This is a genomic window from Marinobacter sp. (genome assembly GCF_048269445.1).
Taxonomy (GTDB): Bacteria; Pseudomonadota; Gammaproteobacteria; order Pseudomonadales; family Oleiphilaceae; genus Marinobacter.
Genome location: NZ_JBLXIQ010000004.1, coordinates 293284 through 310874 on the forward strand (window position 1 = coordinate 293284; position 17591 = coordinate 310874).

General features: G+C 56.9%; 19 protein-coding genes and 1 tRNA gene. 10 read left to right on the top strand and 10 right to left on the bottom strand.

Annotation, left to right across the window (positions count from 1 at the left end):
- Positions 1-21 precede the first annotated feature (21 nt).
- The gene (locus ACN0XM_RS10350; protein WP_417566858.1) at positions 22-1197 is read right to left on the bottom strand and encodes a ShlB/FhaC/HecB family hemolysin secretion/activation protein; all 1176 of its coding nucleotides are present in this window, start codon (positions 1195-1197) and stop codon (positions 22-24) included.
- 367 nt (positions 1198-1564) lie between these two features.
- Between ACN0XM_RS10350 and galU the strand changes: the two genes are divergently transcribed.
- Entirely contained in the window at positions 1565-2401 is an 837-nt protein-coding gene (gene galU / locus ACN0XM_RS10355; RefSeq protein WP_417566859.1) for a UTP--glucose-1-phosphate uridylyltransferase GalU, read from the top strand.
- 15 nt (positions 2402-2416) lie between these two features.
- Here the strand turns inward: galU and ACN0XM_RS10360 are convergent, their stop codons facing one another.
- Positions 2417-2659 (bottom strand): hypothetical protein, encoded by a 243-nt coding sequence (locus ACN0XM_RS10360; RefSeq protein WP_417566860.1) that lies wholly within the window; start codon positions 2657-2659, stop codon positions 2417-2419.
- 138 nt (positions 2660-2797) lie between these two features.
- On the opposite strand from ACN0XM_RS10360, the gene ACN0XM_RS10365 reads away from it, so the two are divergent.
- Positions 2798-3733 (top strand): RibD family protein, encoded by a 936-nt coding sequence (locus ACN0XM_RS10365; RefSeq protein ID WP_417566861.1) that lies wholly within the window; start codon positions 2798-2800, stop codon positions 3731-3733.
- Here the strand turns inward: ACN0XM_RS10365 and ACN0XM_RS10370 are convergent.
- Genes ACN0XM_RS10370 through ACN0XM_RS10385 form a run of 4 tightly spaced genes read right to left on the bottom strand, consistent with a single transcriptional unit; the run spans position 3668 to position 7903 of the window.
- Complete coding sequence (locus ACN0XM_RS10370) at positions 3668-4621, bottom strand: lysylphosphatidylglycerol synthase transmembrane domain-containing protein (protein ID WP_417566862.1); 954 nt, start codon at positions 4619-4621, stop codon at positions 3668-3670. The two genes, ACN0XM_RS10365 and ACN0XM_RS10370, sit on opposite strands and share 66 nt — an antisense overlap.
- A complete protein-coding gene (locus tag ACN0XM_RS10375; protein WP_417566863.1) occupies positions 4609-6564 on the bottom strand; it encodes a glycosyltransferase in 1956 nt (651 codons plus the stop codon). The genes ACN0XM_RS10370 and ACN0XM_RS10375 overlap by 13 nt, the downstream gene beginning before the upstream one ends.
- The gene (locus ACN0XM_RS10380; RefSeq protein WP_417566864.1) at positions 6551-6949 is read right to left on the bottom strand and encodes a 6-pyruvoyl trahydropterin synthase family protein; all 399 of its coding nucleotides are present in this window, start codon (positions 6947-6949) and stop codon (positions 6551-6553) included. Before ACN0XM_RS10380 ends, ACN0XM_RS10375 begins: the two co-directional genes overlap by 14 nt.
- A gap of 42 nt (positions 6950-6991) precedes the next feature.
- Positions 6992-7903 carry a zinc-dependent alcohol dehydrogenase gene (locus ACN0XM_RS10385; RefSeq protein ID WP_417567085.1) on the bottom strand — a complete coding sequence of 304 codons (912 nt, stop codon included), beginning with the start codon at positions 7901-7903 and terminating at the stop codon, positions 6992-6994.
- Between the two features lie 269 nt (positions 7904-8172).
- Here ACN0XM_RS10385 and ACN0XM_RS10390 point away from each other — a divergent pair, with 269 nt between their 5' ends.
- The 8 genes from ACN0XM_RS10390 to ACN0XM_RS10425 all read left to right on the top strand — a co-directional run bounded on the left by ACN0XM_RS10390 (position 8173) and on the right by ACN0XM_RS10425 (position 14410).
- Entirely contained in the window at positions 8173-8907 is a 735-nt protein-coding gene (locus tag ACN0XM_RS10390) for a CDP-alcohol phosphatidyltransferase family protein (protein WP_417566865.1), read from the top strand.
- On the top strand, positions 8894-9511 hold the full coding sequence (locus ACN0XM_RS10395) for a YceI family protein (RefSeq protein WP_417566866.1): 618 nt from the start codon (positions 8894-8896) through the stop codon (positions 9509-9511). Before ACN0XM_RS10390 ends, ACN0XM_RS10395 begins: the two co-directional genes overlap by 14 nt.
- A gap of 132 nt (positions 9512-9643) precedes the next feature.
- Complete coding sequence (locus ACN0XM_RS10400) at positions 9644-10717, top strand: hypothetical protein (protein ID WP_417566867.1); 1074 nt, start codon at positions 9644-9646, stop codon at positions 10715-10717.
- Positions 10718-10819: 102 nt separating this feature from the next.
- Complete coding sequence (locus ACN0XM_RS10405; protein WP_417566868.1) at positions 10820-11908, top strand: hypothetical protein; 1089 nt, start codon at positions 10820-10822, stop codon at positions 11906-11908.
- Positions 11909-12064: 156 nt separating this feature from the next.
- Entirely contained in the window at positions 12065-13015 is a 951-nt protein-coding gene (locus tag ACN0XM_RS10410) for a DMT family transporter (RefSeq protein WP_417566869.1), read from the top strand.
- Between the two features lie 55 nt (positions 13016-13070).
- A tRNA-Val gene (locus ACN0XM_RS10415) sits at positions 13071-13147 on the top strand.
- 249 nt (positions 13148-13396) lie between these two features.
- Positions 13397-13588: a hypothetical protein gene (locus ACN0XM_RS10420; protein ID WP_417566870.1), complete on the top strand. Its 192-nt coding sequence runs from the start codon at positions 13397-13399 to the stop codon at positions 13586-13588.
- A gap of 21 nt (positions 13589-13609) precedes the next feature.
- Positions 13610-14410 (top strand): hypothetical protein, encoded by an 801-nt coding sequence (locus tag ACN0XM_RS10425; RefSeq protein WP_417566871.1) that lies wholly within the window; start codon positions 13610-13612, stop codon positions 14408-14410.
- Between the two features lie 44 nt (positions 14411-14454).
- Here the strand turns inward: ACN0XM_RS10425 and ACN0XM_RS10430 are convergent, their stop codons facing one another.
- The 4 genes from ACN0XM_RS10430 to purC form a co-directional block, all read right to left on the bottom strand.
- On the bottom strand, positions 14455-14988 hold the full coding sequence (locus ACN0XM_RS10430) for a lipocalin family protein (RefSeq protein ID WP_417566872.1): 534 nt from the start codon (positions 14986-14988) through the stop codon (positions 14455-14457).
- 65 nt (positions 14989-15053) lie between these two features.
- Positions 15054-16061: an NAD-dependent epimerase gene (locus ACN0XM_RS10435; RefSeq protein WP_417566873.1), complete on the bottom strand. Its 1008-nt coding sequence runs from the start codon at positions 16059-16061 to the stop codon at positions 15054-15056.
- Positions 16062-16088: 27 nt separating this feature from the next.
- Positions 16089-16820, bottom strand: a complete 732-nt coding sequence (locus ACN0XM_RS10440) for a TIGR04219 family outer membrane beta-barrel protein (RefSeq protein ID WP_417566874.1) — start codon at positions 16818-16820, stop codon at positions 16089-16091.
- Positions 16821-16852: 32 nt separating this feature from the next.
- A complete protein-coding gene (purC, locus tag ACN0XM_RS10445) occupies positions 16853-17566 on the bottom strand; it encodes a phosphoribosylaminoimidazolesuccinocarboxamide synthase (protein WP_417566875.1) in 714 nt (237 codons plus the stop codon).
- Positions 17567-17591 lie beyond the last annotated feature (25 nt).

Genomic DNA, 17591 nt, shown 5'->3' on the forward strand with positions numbered 1-17591 from the left:
ACAACTTTTTAAGACGTAGCGTCAGATCCCCATGGACAGCGAGAAACGCACATCTGGATAATCGGGCACTGTGAGGGCCATGGTGGAGGCGCGGATCATCCGGCCGACGCTGACGTTGGCGGTAAAGGCCCGGCCCTGCATCTTCAGTGAGACCTGGCCAGCACTGGCGTTACCGTGGCGGTTTGCCTGGGTTCCGTAATCGGGAATCCAGCCCTGCAGCACGGCAAAGTTCACACTGGACAATACGCCGTCCAGGTATGGCATGGGCCATGCGGGGCTGGCGGTATCGAATCTCAGCCAGCCACCTCTGAACACTGAAATGGACTGGCCATTGAAACCGGTGAGCATGGACGGGCCGGCGACCGTCAGGTATTCCGACGAGGGAAGGTCTTCATCCGCAAACTGATACCGCCCGTTCACCCGCCAGTTCCACTGGAACAGTTCATGTTCAACAGAGGCGGATACGGCAACCTTATAGAATTCCCTTTCATCTGAAATGTCGTTATGAAGCGGGTAATCGGTCGCACGGAATTCTCGGCCACTCAATGCCAAAATCCGGGTGTTAGCGACCAGGCCAGCGCCCAGCTCATGACCTCCACTTGCCTTCAGGCCAACGGACGAAAGCTGGTAACGGGATTCCGATACCAGGTTGTCTTCCTCAAAGAATACGCTGTCTCTGCCCCGATGCCGGGCGATGCCATCGAAGGCAATGCCGAACCGGGAGAATAGTGGCCTGCTCGCCCCCAGACCGAGCACACGGGATTCACCACTGGCGTTAAAGCGACGGCCAGCATTGCTGGCCGCGTAATCGTAACGGGAGTTGCCCGCCTCAATCCGCACCTGACTCGCCCCTGCCGGGAAATGATAGCGGAATGACGCGGCACTGGAATCGGTCTCGTTTTTATAGGATCGGGCATCACGGTAGTCGAACCCAATGGCATCACTCTGACCGAGGAGTCTGTCTGCGGCTACGCCGACAGAGCCATCGATGCCATCATTGTTCAGTTCCGTCCTGCCGGAAAACTTCAGCCGCGACCTCAACCAGTGTTCGCGCTCTTTCTGGAACGCGTCCACACTGCCGGCAAAATTACTCGAATAGGGCTGCCAGCCAGTACGGAGCCACGAGCCACCTTCTTGGGCGTAGAGAGGCTGACTGCCTACGCACCACAAGAGTGCGATCAAAAGTGACGATTTCAATGTGATAAGTCCTGCCAGATAGCGCCGGCCACCGCATGAAAGGAAAGCCGCTTAATCTAAATAATTTTTCATGCGAGGGAATGTATGGCACCCGGGACTATAAATCCAGCAGCTGTTTCCAAACTTTACAAAGCAAATATGTCTAAAATACAGTCACTTAAAGATGTATTTGAAGGTTTTTTCTATGTAAATCAACAGGCAATCACGAAGGTGACGGATTGCCCGCTTTTACGATTCTTTACACTTCAGTACGGGGGCCTCCATTTAAACCAACAACTTGGTTACACTTGGCATGGTTAATGAGTCCCCCTTCACGGACGAATGACTGAAAACAGCGGTGACCCCAGCGAATAAAAGGACGAGCGTTATGATCAAGAAGTGTCTGTTCCCGGTGGCCGGATACGGCACCCGATTTCTTCCGGCGACCAAAGCCATGCCGAAGGAAATCCTGCCGATTGTCAACAAACCTCTGGTTCAGTACGGCGTTGAAGAAGCCGCCGAAGCCGGCATTCACGAATTTGGCTTTGTGACCGGGCGTGGCAAGCGGGCGATAGAAGACCATTTTGATATCAGCTACGAGCTGGAGCACCAGATTGCCGGTTCCGGAAAAGAAGATCTGTTGGCGTCAATCCGTGATCTCATTGATCACAACAGCTTTGCTTTTACGAGGCAGAATCAGATGAAGGGGCTTGGCCACGCCATCCTCACCGGTCGCAATCTCGTGGGGGACAACCCGTTTGCAGTAGTCCTGGCGGACGACTTCTGTATCGGCCCGGAAGGCGAAGACGGCATTCTGGCGCAGATGGTGAAGCTTTATAACCAGTTCCGATGCTCCATTGTTGCCATTGAGGAAGTGCCGGCAGACGAGACCCATAAGTACGGTGTGATTGCCGGTGAATCGATGAAGGATGGGCTTTACCGAATCACCGACATGGTCGAGAAACCGGCTCCGGAAGATGCGCCCAGCAACCTGGCCATTATCGGCAGGTACATTCTGACGCCAGACATTTTTGACATTATCGAGCGCACCCCAGCAGGAAAAAACGGGGAAGTACAGATCACCGATGCCTTGCTGGAACAGGCGAAGAATGGTTGTGTGCTGGCGTATCAGTTCAAGGGCCGCCGTTTTGACTGCGGCAGCATTGATGGCTTTGTGGAAGCCACCAACTACGTTTACGAGAATATTTACAAGAAAGGTAAGTAAGTCTTCAGGGGTGGCTTAGCGGCCCAGGATCTGAAGAATCATTCGCCGGTTTTCTGCGGTCGTTTTGCGGAACCGGCGAAGCAGTTCCACCTCCTCCACGGTCAGTTGCGCCCGCTCGAGTTCTTCCTCTAGCTCATCCAGCGACAACAGAAGATCATCGCTTTTATCGAGGGCAATCCCGGGAAGCTCAAGCTGCCCGTCGTATTCGGGCTCCTCTGGCTCCCAGTGCTGAATGGGTTGCAAGTCCTGCATGGCCATGTACCTCGTCATTCGAACCGCGGGACTGGTGTCCCGGAAAATGCCCTGCCAAGTGAATCAATCTGGAAATGTAACGTACATATAGCTTTATACACAATCTGCCTATACTGACTATGGCGACAACCGAACAGGATGTGTATGGCCGCAAGAACCCTGGATATCGACTCGGCGTGGGAGCTGGTGCTTAGCGCAGTAGATCGCAGTAATGTGACACTACCATTGCCGGGCACCGACACCGCTGCGATTACGCTCAACGGCCATGGGTCATGGCACCTGATTCAACCCGCCACCCCCGAGGCACAGGATCTCCTCTCGGTGTTTCTTCCCCTTTGTCGTCCCTTACCAGCGAATGGCAGCTCCAAAGTCATCGGTCAACTTGGCCAAAGCCTGGACGGACGCATCGCGACGGCCACCGGCCGTTCCCGATTCATTAACTGTGATGAAGGCATTACCCACCTCCACCGGATCCGGGCTTTGTCTGACGCGGTGATTGTTGGTGCCGGCACGGCTTGCGCAGATAACCCGCGCCTCACCGTTCGGCGCACCCACGGCCAGAATCCGGTTCGAGTTGTGATTGACCGCCATCGTCGGGTACCAGACGGCCATTTCATGTTCACCGATGGCGAAGCCCCAACTCTGCGCCTTGTCGCCGGCACCTATCAAAAGCAGGACCACACCGCTTTGGCGCCAGGCGTTACCGAAGTGCCCTGCCTCGGGGACGCAGGTTCGAGTGAACCCGTCAATCCCGGGCTGATTCTGGGGGTTCTGGCAGATTTCGGATTGAGAAAGATCTTCGTAGAAGGCGGCGGTGTGACGGTTTCGTCGTTCCTAAATGCAGGCTTACTGGACCGGCTGCATGTGATGGTCGCGCCCATGATTATTGGAAGCGGCCGGCCCGCCTTTTCACTCCCGGAAATCGATTTTCTGGACGATGCCCTTCGCCCACGGGCGCAGCTGGTCAATCTTGGCAGCGACATGCTGTTTGACCTGGATTTTTCGCGATCTGGCTCACGCCAAGCGCAACTTTCCAACGACTATGAAAACCATTCCCGGCAGGCTCGATACAAGCACTAGTGCGCCGTAACCTACACTGAGAGCGACCCCCTGCTCCGCCGGCAACCCCACCATAGGCCAGACCACAGCGGCGGCGCCTTCCCTGATGCCCCAGCCGGCAAGGGTCAGGGGAATGACCATGCTCAGCAGCAGAATACTGCCCAGTGCAACAATGACCGCCGCCGCTTCAAGGCTGTTCAGATACCCCGCCCCCCAGGCCAGGCACAGGAAAACGCCCAGATAACTGGCCAGCACCAGCAAGGAAGATCCAATCTGAACCGGCAGGACCGGCCAACGCAGTAATGATTGAAAAAGATCCCGGCGAAGGAGCCGAAGATAGTCTGCCAATCCTTTTAAGAGCCCCCCTGAAAGCCCCGTCCTTAGGGCCGCCCAGGCTGTAAATGCAAGGAATGCGATGCCTGTAACAACCCAGAGGCCGTTCTCGATTGCCCGGGGCGCAAACTGGCCAGCCTGAAATAGCCAGCTAACAGAGACGACAACGGCCAGGGCGAGCACGAGCTGGCCAGACAGACGCTCAATGGCCACCCCGTGCATCGCAGACAGCCGTTCGCCTGCTTCGCGCCCGTGTCTCCAGGCACGATTCACATCCCCAAGCACCCCGCCCGGCAATACCTGGTTCAGGAATGTGGCCAGATAATATTCCCGAATCGCAGCACTCAACGGCAGCGATAGCCCCAGTCGTTCCACGGTATACCGCCAGCGCCAGGCCGACAGGGCCACCTGCAACACGGTGAGAGCGAAAGCTGGCAATAGAACAAACGGGGAGATACGACCCAGCTCCTGCCACAGTGCGCTGCCGTCCACTGACCAGACCACAAGCCCGACCAGCAGAGCGGTAAATAGCCATCGAGCGGCTAATCGTGCCGTTCTGGTGTTCAGGTCGGCCAAGATGCCTCACCAGGCGGAAGTGCCAGCAAATCGATATGGTCCACCGAGACTCTCAGGCTCCCGTCCGCCAACTGGGTGTTTCGGACTTCCAGCCAGTCAGTCAGCGTTGGCCCGCAGTCAGAATCCTGCTCAATCGCCGCCTCTACCCAGCCTTCCATCAACATCCGGATCAGTTCCGCATCGCCGGCATCCAGGTGCCAGGGGGATGCGGCAAGTTCCACTTGATACCCCTGTTCGCCCAACACCTGCCGCAACACTTCGCACGCATCCGGACCCAGGGCCGCGCCTGTGCCCTTGTCGCCATGTTGATGGCGGTTTACCAGGTTCCGGAGCAACAAGTCATCGGGGTGTCCCGGGAATAGGTCAAAACGCCCGGCATAACTCAACACGATCAGCACCGCAGAATTGCGGGCAACCGCTACATCGGCCAACACCCTTAGCCAGGATTCAGGGACCAGGTCGATTAGAGCCGAGGCCGTGATCAACGAGACTTCCCGAGGTAGATGCTGCTCCATATTTTCCGGAGTCAGGAGGGCGATCTCCGTCTCAAGCGGCACATCCAGCGCTTCGACACGCTGTTTCGCTTCCCGAAGTAATCCGGCGTCCTGATCAATGGCCAGCCACACCTGAGGCATCTGCAGGGCAGGAACCAGAAACACCGCGTTGGAACCGCGCCCGGTACCGAGATCGACTATCTGCAGGGGCTTGTGCTGATTCTCGGGTTCCTGGTCTGCGTAGCGTTTACACAGCCAGCCGTTGAGAGTTTCAGTCAGCTGCCGGGAACGTGCCCGGTGGTCGGCGCTCTCTCTTGCCGCCAGCCAGGCACTGGCAAACTCGGAATGCTGGTGGCTGTCTCGCTGAAAACCTTTGAAATACCCTATCGCGGCCATGAAATCGGTGGCCGTGTCCTGCCATGACCGGATCCGTCTGGATTCCTTCCTCGCCAGCTTGCGGGCGTGTTGCAGCTCTTCCGGGGATTCCAGCCAGCATCTGATTCGCGAAGCCAGCGCTCTTACATCGCCGGCGCAATACTGAACCACACCCGGCCGCGCCCCAGTACTGGCCAAGGCCCCACCGTCCGAGGAGATAACAGGCAGGCCTGCCGCCAGGGCTTCATCGATCACCATGCCATAGCCCTCGTAGAGAGAGGGAAACACAAAAAAATCCGATTGCCGATACAGGTCCGTCAGCTCAGTTTCGCCCAGCTCGCCGGTCAGTTCGATGCGGCTTCCAAGGCCCGCTTCCCGGATCAACTTCCGCACACTCTTTCCATACACCGCATCTCGGGTGCCCGAACCAGCCAGTGTGCAGTGCCAGGGAATCGCCTTTAGGGATTTCAGCGCCTCGACCAGCTGGTGCTGGGCCTTTCTCGGCGAAAGATGAGCGACGCACAGAAGCCTGGGCACCCGGTTATGAGCCGGCTCGGTTTCAGGACTTGCCCGGGCTGCGACTCCGGTTACACCCGGCTCGGCAACTCGGACAGCTGCTGCCGGGACATCGTAATCCGCCAGCCGCGCTGCGGTAGGTCGACTGGTGGTGACAACGCCGCTTACGAAAGTGAGAGCTCGCTTTTCCGCCCCAAAAAGCCAATCCCTGTCAGCCTCACTCAGGCCGGTCTCATCCGCCAGTGGATGATGCACCAGCGCCAGCAACTGGAGCCGTTCGTGATGTTTATTAACGACCTCCGGGAGGCCGCCCATGGCAAGCCCGTCCAACACCACGCAAGCGCCATCCGGCATCGCGCCAAGTTGTTGGTCCAGAGCGTTCAGGGCGTCATAATCAGGGCGCGGGAACCGGCCCGGCAAGCCAGTCACGCGAGCCTTGTGGCCGCGTTCATTCAGCGCTTCCACCAGCTTTCGCACATAACGATAGCCGCCGGTGTTCTGTCCCGGGTCCCCCGGAACCAGAAACTCAATGAAACCCGGCGCTTCAGATTCCGGCATGGTAGCTGGCCCAGGCGACATGAGATTCAGCGAGGGTGACTTTCAGGCTGACTATGCCCTTTCCGGTCTCGCCCAGCTTGCCCTCGTGGATAGCTGCGGCCATGCGATCGAACACCATCCTGGCCATGAATTCGGTGGTGGTGTTCCGGCCTGACAGTTCCGGCAACTCATCCAGATTCTGCATGTTGAACTCGGCCAGGATCTCCTTGAGGACTTCGGAGGCCAGGCCGATGTCCACAATCAGATCATCCTTGTCGAGCTGATGGCGCTCAAAGGTAACGTCCACCACGTAGGTAGCGCCGTGGAGTTTTTGGGCCGGGCCAAAGATCTCTCCATGGAAGCTGTGGGCAATCATCATATGGTCCCGAACGGTCAGGCCAAACATAGCGTCTCCTCAGTAGGTGACAAGGTAGGTGGTCATTTCTGGTCAGTAAACGACCCGGTGGCACAGTGTCTCCCGGCCATCAATCAGAATTCGTGGCATGGATTTCGGCAGCTCATCAAACTGGCACTCACCGGTAATCAGGACGTCCAGGGCTTCGTCCTGCAGTAACTCCAGTGCGAGCGCCAGGCGTTTCCTGTAATCCCACCGAGGCACCCTGGCCGGGCTGATCTGGCCCACCTGGCTGGACTTCAGAGTCAGTCTGCGAGGGTGAAAGGCCGCACCGAGCGGCGCGGACACCGGCTGGTCCCCATACCAGCTCATTTCCACAATGGTGGCTTCCTGGCCTGCCAGACCCAGCGCCGTTTCAAGGCCGGATGGTTGCCCGCTGGCATGTATCACCAGATCGTGATCATCGGGACCAGATTCGCTGCTGAAGGTGAGCCCCAGAGCTTCGGCCACTGCCCGCCTGTCGGGATTGGTGTCGATGGCCGTAACCCGGGTGCCGGGAATACGGCTCGCAAGCCAGGCGACGAGAAGCCCGACCACCCCAAGACCAACCACGGCAACGCGGTCACCAACAGCGGGCGCACCGTCCCACAGCCCGTTGACGGCGGTTTCCATATTGGCTGCGAGTAACGCCCGCTCTGGCGGCAGGCCCGCAGGCAGCGGCGTCACTGCGGCCGCTGGCACCCTGTAGCGGTCCTGATGGGGGTAGAGGCAGAACACTACTTGCCCGAGCAGTTCGGCGGGCCCTTCGACAACACGACCGACGCTGGCGTAGCCATATTTGACTGGCCAGGGGAAGTCCCCTTCCTGAAAGGGCGCTCGCATGCGGCAGTACTCTGTTTTTGGCACCCGGCCATGAAACACAAGCGATTCGGTGCCTCGACTGATACCGGAGTAAAGTGACTCAACAGTAAGAAAATCGGCGCTGTCGCAAGTCCCCGGTGCCATTAGTGGCGTTTCCAGAATTTCGCCCTTGCCGGCACCGGTTACCCACCAGGCCCTGGCCAACTTCTCGGGGTTCTGACCATCGGAATTGGATTGCAATCGAAACTCCTTTTTTTCTGCGGCGCCGCTGCACAACCACATTGTGCCCGGCTGAACCTTGAGGTCTGAATGCGGTCTGCGCTCGTAATCACGGGAAGACATATCAACTATAGTCAGTGTACAACGCATCCGCGGTATCTGGTGCCTGCAAACCTATACGCTGGAGTTCGGTGATGGATTCTAACGGCCAATCAGCTTTAATCAGGATTCCGCTCCCGCTGGAGCTGGCCTGGGGATTTGGTCTTGTGCTCACCCTCAGCCTCGCAGCTGGCTGGATCACCGATCCACCGGCGTTGTTCTTTGCATTCGTGTTTGTGCTTTATGGCGCTGTTGCCAGCTGCGTATTTCGCTACTGGCCTCCAGCCAGGGATTTTGGCTGGGCTAACCGGGCAACCCTGCTAAGAAGCAGCCTGGTGATTATTCTGGTGGCCTTGGCCCCCTTTGCGAACCGGATCGAGGGCAGTCTCTGGCTATACGGCTGGGTGGCGTTGCTGGCCCTGATTCTGGACGGCGTTGACGGCAAGGTGGCAAGGGCCACCGGCTCCCAGAGCGAATTCGGCGCACGTTTCGACATGGAGCTGGATGCGCTGTTCATCCTTGGTCTGTGTGTCGCCGTTCTGGCTCTGGACAAAGCGGGCATCTGGGTGCTGGCTCTCGGCCTTGTGCGATACGCGTTTGTCGGCGCCGGCCGCTTTCAGGACTGGCTCAACCGCCCGCTTCCGGAAAGTTTCCGACGCAAAACGGTCTGCGTGTGGCAGATTGTGACCCTGTTGGTGGCGGTACTGCCGCCGGTAAATGACCTGTTTGCCAGTGCCACACTCGCAACGGCGCTTGCCCTGCTCCTGTGGTCGTTTTATCTGGATATCCGCTGGCTCTATCAAAGGAGAGACTCTCATGATGTTTCCTAATCGAAAAACCCTGTTCCGTTCGGCCCTCGCCCTCCCGGCAGCTCTGGCACTCAGCCCCGCAGCAATGGCAGAACCAAAAACCTTTGTGATTGACGACGAACATTTCTCCATCGTGTTCGAAATCATGCACATTGGCTATGCCCCGGTGATGGGAATGTTCCGGGAAGTTGAAGGCGAGTTCGTCTACGACGAAGAAGCCAGGGAACTCAGCTCGGGCCAGCTGGTGTTCAAAAGCAACAGTGTGTACACCAACCATGAGAAGCGGGATGACCATGTGCGCGGCACGGATTTCCTGAACAGCAAGAAATATCCGGATATCACCTATACCATCACTGACTTTGAAACCACCGGGGAGAATACGGGCACGGTTACCGGCAATCTGGAAATGCTCGGCCAGACACAGCCTGTGGTGCTGGACGTTACCCTGAACAAGGCCGCTGTTTACCCGTTCGGGCACGAGGAATACACCCTCGGCATCAGTGCTTCCACCACCCTGAAACGCAGTGACTGGGGCATGACTTACGGCATCGATAAGGCCATGGTTGGTGATGACGTCACCCTGCGGTTCGGATTTGAGGCGATTCGGGAATCCGGGATGTTCTGAGTCTCCACGCCCGAGAATGTGACTCGCATCACAACGCCGACACATTTTGTTACATGACCGGGCCTGATTATTGGGGTCCGGCTTAAAGCCCGTTATGTTTAGGAGGACAAAAAGCGAAAAGGAAACCGGCGCATGGCCCGAAAGGCACTGCTGCTTCTGACACTGTTATCCACCAGCGTGGTCGGGATGGGTTATATCCTGTCTGACGAGAATCGCTCAGCGTTTCGATGGTTTACCGACCTGGCCATCGGAGCGCCTTCCGCTATTGCAGAGAAAGCCGCCTCCGCCGCCCCTGACGTTTCACCGGCCATTGACCAGCCGCCCAAGCCACCCGCCGACAATGCCCTCGGGTTTATGCTGGCCAGTGTTGCTGAGCAGTACGAACAGTCTACCCGCTACCCGGCCTGGTCCGTCCCCCTCAGCGAAGCACAGGCGAAGGCCTACCAGGGTAACCGCTACGAGCCGGTCAGCCTTCCGCTGGAGGGTGACGGGCAGTTTACTGTCACGCTCGAGAAATACCGGTTCACCCGGGGCGAAACGATTCTTGTCGCCGCCGTCATTCAGGGCTCCCAGGTTGTTGGCCGCTCACTCACCGCAACTCTTGAAAAACCGGACAGTCGGGAGGCTGTTGCCAGTACCACCCTTGAGCAAGCCGGTTCGGCGGGCTATTTCGAGGGAACACTGGAGGCGAGCGAAGAGCCCGGCGAATACCGCCTGATCGTGGAGGCTCGCCTTGACGGGCGGCCCGTTCGTCACGCATCTCCGCTTACCATCGAGCCTTATCTCGGCGAATTCCGGGGGCTCGGTGAGCCTCACGTCAGTAACAATAATCTGATTATTCCGGTCAGGTTTTCGCCCGAGACGCCGGGTTTCTATGCACTCTCCGCCCAGCTGTACTCCGGTCAGCGCCCTGTTGCCCAGCTGCAGATGGAGCAGCGGCTGGACGGCACATCAGACACTATCAACCTCAAAGCCCACGGCACCGTATTGGCCAACAGGCCCGGGGTCGGTCAGCTCCAGCTGCGTCATATCCAGATACGCCAGCTGCCCGCCAGACCCGGCGACCGGACCAATTATGCGTTCGGACCCGAAAAAGGCTACGTATTCACACCACCGGATCTCGACGATTTGACCGATACCCCGGCGGTGGATCCCGAATCGGAACAACGGGCGGCGCTGCTCCGGCAGCTTGCCGACAAGTTCTGATGACAGGGCCCTGACCCTGCACCGGCTGACGCCGGGATGTACCGCCGCGAGCGGCGGAGAAACGTCTTGTGACAACAATAATTCAGCAAAGACGGAGCACGTATGAAAACAACAATGATCGGAAGTGCCTGTAAGGCCGCCTTGGCGGTCACCATAACGGGTGGTCTGTTTGCCGGAACCGCCCAGGCCCAGCTGGCCGGGCATAACGTCGTGCTGGTGCATGGCTTTCAACAGGAGGACCTGGCTAGTCCCCCTGCCAATCTGCAAGAGGTAAAGGACGCCGGCGAGGGCTACTGGCGAACGTTCTGGCTGTCCCGTTCGGAGGCCCGTATTGACTGGGCCAGTGACGGTCGGGTTGAGGGCAGCATCGCCCAGCAAGCCTATCAGCAACTGCGCCAAATCAGCCAGCAGGGCGTGTGCAACAACTACTGCATTATTGTCTCCCACTCCACCGGCGATCTGGTTGCCCGTTACCTACTGGAAAACCAGGCTCGCTGGCTTCAGTCTGAAGGGCTGCAACCACTGAGAATCCTGGCAGCCATAGACTACTCTGGCGCCGGCGGTGGTACTGAGCTGGCGAACCTGGCATTGAGCCTTGCCTATAACGACAGCTGGTACAACTGGCCCCTCCGCGCGGCGGTGGAGGCATTCACCGGCATCGAACCCGAACCCGGCAAACTGGGCGTGGTAAACGATCTGCAAACCAACACGGCCCGCAACCTGGCCGTGGGCCCGAATTCGATTCCGCGGTTGCGATTTGTGGCCGGTGGCTCATCCTACGGTGGTATCACCAAGCCATTTATTGCCGGGACCGACGATGGCGTGGTGCCCACACATTCTGCCTGCGGTGCCACCACCGCGGAAGGAATTGATTCCTGCTCCTCGAGCGTCAGCCTGGCCGGTAAAGTAACCAGTCAGAATGGTCCTGATGGTCTTTACTACAACCACTATCCGGTGCTGATGAACGAGGGCGTAACTCACAGTGGTGTGCTCGGATCCGAGACCGGCAACATCTCCGTACCAGTGGTTAACAACACCACCCTGAATGGACTGCGGGTGGATTTCGCCAGTCGTACCTACAATCAACGGGCCTGGTGGCAATGGTGGGGATCGGGTGACCGGTATATTGAGGTTCCGGGTTCAGACCAGACCGACATGTCGAACCTGGTGTACAGCACTCTTAACAACTGAAGCCACTGAAACAACGAATCAGCAAGGAAGGCTGGGCTCAGGGACGAGCTTTTTCCTGCCTTCGCATTTTCACCCATCTTTTCTTTTTAGTTCGCAAACTATACATTGACTCGCTTCTCCCACTGATTCACCGGTTGCCGGCAAAGCGATTACCCAATGTCTGACGCGCACAAATCCGATCTGTTACTGGTTGTCGTTACCCTGTTTGCGGCCATCAGCTGGATGTTTTCCAAAGAAGCCGTTCTGCTGATGCCGCCGCTGATGTTCATGGCTGCCAGATTCCTGATTGCCGGCGGTATACTCGCTTTCTTTGCCCGCCGTTCCCTGATGGCCCTCAGCCGGGATCAGGTCCGCCGCTGCGTCGGCGTGGGCCTGGTGTTTGGCACGGCCATGACCTGCTGGGTGATGGGTCTGTTTCATGGCACCAGCCTGGGTGAAGGCGCGTTTCTGACCAGCCTGGGTGTTGTTATTGTGCCCATCATTGCCCGGCTGGTATTTCGGGAAGCGCAGCCGCCCAGCACCTGGCTGGCAATACCCATCGCCGTTGCCGGGCTTGCCCTGCTCTCTCTGAAGAATGGTTTTCAGCCAGAGGCAGGCCAGATTTTCTTCGTGATGGCAGCGAGCATCTTTGCCCTGTATTTCACCCTCAACACCCGGGCGGCCAACCAGAGGACAGTGGTCAACCGGCGCGGCCAAACCGTGGAAAAGCACCGAGTGCCCGCCCTGCCCCTGACCGCCCTGGCACTGCTTACGGTAGGCCTGCTGACCCTTGTGGAATCCATGGTTCTTGAGCAATGGCAGCCAACTCTGAGCAACCCGGATCCTCTGTTGTTCTGGTGGGTTTTGGCCAGCGCAGTAGTTGGTACCGCCGGACGTTTCCTGATCCAGACCTTCGCCCAAAGCCTGTCCGCAAACAGCCATGGCGTAGTGATTCTGGTCCTGGAACCAGTTTGGGTAGCATTGTTCGCCGCAGGCTGGTTCGGCGAGACCATGACCGGCATTCAGCTGGCGGGATGCGGCCTGATCTTCGCAGCACTAATCGTGAACCGGTGGGCGGTGCTCAGCAGAGTCATTAAGGAAAAGCTGCGGAGCCGGAAAACCGCGTAAAAGTGGTTGACCAACATCAGAGGAATCAGTATATTTCGTCCCCGTTGCAGGAGACAGGACCATAGCTCAGTTGGTTAGAGCGCTGCCTTGACATGGCAGAGGTCGGCAGTTCAAATCTGCCTGGTCCTACCATTCCTGCAAGTAAAAAAGTCACTTAGAGCGCAAGCCGAGTGGCTTTTTTTGTGTCTGGTTACCTGCGCCCAAGACCAAATCTCATCTATCTTTGAATTCAAGAACAGACTGCTGACAAGACAAGGCACGACAACACCGCTAGTAGGCTCCGTGGATTGTATAAACTGGAGTAACCACGGGTGATCCTTTTATGCAAGTCGCAAAAAAATATGGTGTAATATAGTCAAATAATCGTGAATGGGAGGCGGTATGTCTCTGTTGAGTATGTTCTTCAGTGAAGAGGATCGTAAACTTCACCAGATGCGGAAAGAATACCCCAACCCTGATATGCACGTGGTTGGTGATGGTACGGTACGCCTAGACCCGAATAAGATTCGGGAGTCCAAGGAATACAAGGCGTTCTCTGTAAAAATGAAAGAGTTTGCCGGAACCGCGAATTAACATGCGTCCAGGGAGGGCCGGGTGCTTTTTCTTCTCATCTTTCCGGTCCTCGTAGCTGGCTACCGTGCCAGCCTGATCCATCCCGTAGAAAGCCTCGCTAACGCCCGCCATCAGGGCCAACGTCTATACCTATCCAGTGCCACAATGGGCCTCAAATGCTTTGCGTTGGCCGGAATAATCGTCTATCTCCTACACGAATGCCTGCCGGACGCAATCAGCTTTTGGGGATGGCACCTTTCACTCTCATTGGCTGATTATATCGGTAAGTCCATTGCCTCGATGGGGGTGGCTTCGACCGAGGTTGCCATGAATTGGACGTGGTTCATATTGCTGAGTATCGCCACTTGGTTTGCCGGAGATCTGCTCAAGATCCGGGCGTACCTATGGCAGGCGCTCTGGCACGGCACTTGGAACATCAAGGTGCCAGTCACCGGCAAGCTCCTCGCCGACTCGCCAATGGACTACCTACTGTTTAAGGCCATGCATTCGAGAAAAGCTGTAATGCTATCAATGAACGACCGAAAGGTTTACGTGGGTTACGTTGCAGCCTGTGCCGAACCATCCCAGAATGGCGGTGCATACCAGGAAGTGACCCTGGTGCCAATGATGAGCGGCTACCGGGATGAGAAAACACTGAAAGTTAACATCACTACCTACTACGAAGATGCCGATGAGTCCGTAGAGCTCATTGTGCGCCAGGACACAATCCTCTCGGCGGGAGAGTTCAACTGGGAGGCGTTCGAGAAGCTTCAGCCGAGAAAGCAAGCACCCACCAGAGTTCACATCGGAAGAAATCAGTTACAAAAGACACCAAACGCGTAATATCCTGGCTCCGTAAAGAACAGGCTTTTCGATGCGTGCAAGGTTTACTCTACCCGATCCTGTTCCACCATTATCAGCTCTTCCAGATCAAATCCCTCTGCCCTGGCCCGCTGCCTGAATGCCTCAATAGCTTCTTCACTGACCTCCGGGGTACGTGACAGGAACCATAAATATTCCCGGTTGTAGCCTGTTACGAAGGCATAGGAATAGTTTTCCTTGTCCAGCTCAAAGACGACGTAAGAGGCATAGAACGGCCCAAAGAACGACACTTTCAGGTGGCCGGTGTTTTCATCTTCCACGAACACCGCTCGACCGTCAGCTTCTTCCCATTTGCCCTCTTCGGCGTTGTAACCTCGATTGATGACTTTGATACTGCCGTCGTCGTTACGACTGTATTTGGCACGCACATTACTCAGGCCGCGTTCAAAAGAATGGTCCAGACGGGCAATCTCATACCAGGTTCCAAGATAGCGCTCCGCGCTAAAACCCGTCACCGGCTTGATCCCCTCAGGAACGCTGGTACAGCCGGCCAGACCGACGAGCAACCCAATCAGGAACCAGTTTTTTGCGACATGCATATCGTGAGTTTCTCCGTGACCGGGTGAAACATAAGCAAAGGGCCAGCGATTGCTGGCCCTTTGCTTTAAACGTTGTAGAAGTCCCGATACCAATCCACAAACCGGGCGATACCTTCGTCCACCGTCGTGGAGGGCTTGTAACCGACGTCATCAATCAGATCATCAACGTTGGCATAGGTGGCCGGAACATCCCCTGGCTGCAGGGGAAGCAGATTCTTCCGCGCTTTCTTGCCCAACCTTTCTTCGATGATCTCGATGAAACGGGACAGCTCCACGGGGTTGTTGCTGCCAATGTTGTAGAGACGGTATGGCCCCTTGCTGGTGCCCGGATCCGGTTTTGCGCCACTCCAGTCCTGGTTTGGCTCGGCCACGTGATCCAGGGTGCGGATCACGCCCTCGACGATGTCATCAATGTAGGTGAAATCCCGGCGGTGGTGGCCGTGATTGAATACATCAATGGGTTCACCTGCCAAGATTTTCTTCGTAAAAATGAACAACGCCATGTCCGGCCGGCCCCAGGGACCGTAGACCGTGAAAAACCGAAGACCGGTGGTCGGCAGGTTATACAGGTGGCTGTAGGTGTGGGCCATCAGCTCGTTGGCCTTCTTGGACGCCGCGTAGAGGCTCAGAGGATGGTCTACATTGTCATGCACCGAGAAGGGCATGGTCTCGTTGGCGCCGTACACGGAGCTGCTGGACGCGTACACCAGGTGCTTCACGCTGTTGTGACGGCAGCCCTCAAGGATGTTCATGAAACCAACCAGATTGGCGTCTACATAGGCGTTCGGATTCTCGATGGAGTAACGCACGCCGGCCTGCGCTGCCAGATGCACGACCCGCTCCGGCTTGTGCCTGGAAAAGAGCGCTTCCATGGCAGCCCTGTCAGACACATCCTCACGGACTTCGGTGAAGCCCGCTTTGCTGATCAGACGTTCCAGGCGGGCTTCTTTCAGGTTCACATCATAATAGTCATTGACGTTATCAACGCCGATCACTTCATCACCCCTGTCCAGCAGGCGGTGAGCCAGATGTGATCCGATAAAGCCCGCGGTACCGGTTACGAGAATCTTCAAGTGTCTCTCCTTAGATCAAAACCAGCCTCAGAATGCCACACCCGCGCTCACGAATGGACCGCCAATCTCGACATCCAGGCGGTCATTGCCGTCTTCGAAATCAATCGCCATCTGACGGTAGCCTGCCCGGAACTGGACCAGGGCAATCTCGTACTGGCCGAAGGCATTGAAATCGTGCATGGAATCGCCGTCGTAGCTGATGAAGTTGCCTTCTGCGCCGACGGATACACCGGTGAATGGCAGATCGAAGCGAGCGGCCACGTAGCCCATGGGAACGACGCCATCTACCTTGGTTTTGCTGACCTGCTGACCGCCTCCAATTTCCTGTACCAGCAGCTCACCAGAGAGATCCCGGGCAGTCAGACCCAGATCCAGATTGACCCAGTTATCGAGTACTTCGTAGTACAGGGTCAGGTCGAGCTGTTCCAGGTCAAGATCGGACTGAACATCACCGGTAACGCCGTCGAAGCCCGCCAGGCCAACTTCACCCCGACCACTTTGCTGAACCAGTGTGTAGTTGATGCGAACATTGGGCAACACCGGTACCGGATGCTCCAGATACAGTGAAGCGTTGGCATTGGAGTCGCTGTCCAGGTTCAGATCATTCTCGACATCAACCACGTCGTTGTTGGTTCCGGCCTCACCGGACAGATCAGAATCCCAGTAACTTACGCTGGCACCCAGGCCCACTACATCTGCCTGGGACAAAGGCGTCACCAGAATCAGTGAACCGCCTACAGCAAGCATCAGTTTACGCATTACACACCCTTATGATTTGTTGTCAGTTTCAATTAGTCGAACTGGATTCCCAGTCGACGGCCCACTTCCTCGTAGGTTTCGATAACCTCACCGAGGCCCTGCCGGAAGCGGTCCTTGTCCATTTTCTTGCGGGTTTCCTTGTCCCAGATCCGACAGCCGTCCGGGCTGAACTCGTCACCCAGAACAATCCCGCCGCCGCTGCGGCCAAACTCGAGTTTGTAGTCCACCAGCAGCATCCCGGCTTGGTCAAACAAGGCTTTCAAAACATCGTTCACTTTGTAGGTTAGCGCTTTCATCTGAGCCAGTTCTTCAGCGGTTGCCCAACCAAAGCTGATAGCCAACGACTCGTTGACCATCGGGTCATGTAGCGCATCATTTTTCAGAAACAGCTCATAAGTGGGCGGATTCAACTCCTGGCCTTCTTCCACGCCCAAGCGGCGGCACAGACTGCCGGCGGAGATGTTTCGAACCACACACTCAACCGGAATCATGTCCAGTTTCTTGACCAGTGATTCGGTGGAAGACAGCAGCCCTTCAAAGTGGGTGGGAACCCCAGCCGCTTCCAGCTTTTCCATGATGAAGGCATTGAACTTGTTGTTCACCATGCCTTTGCGGTTCAACTGTTCCTTTTTCTCGCCGTCAAAGGCAGAGGTATCATCGCGAAATACCATCACGAACCGTTCGGGGTCGTCTGTACGATAGACGGATTTCGCCTTGCCGGCATAGAGTTCTTCACGTTTTTCCATCAGGGGTCTCCGAAAAGCGGCCGCA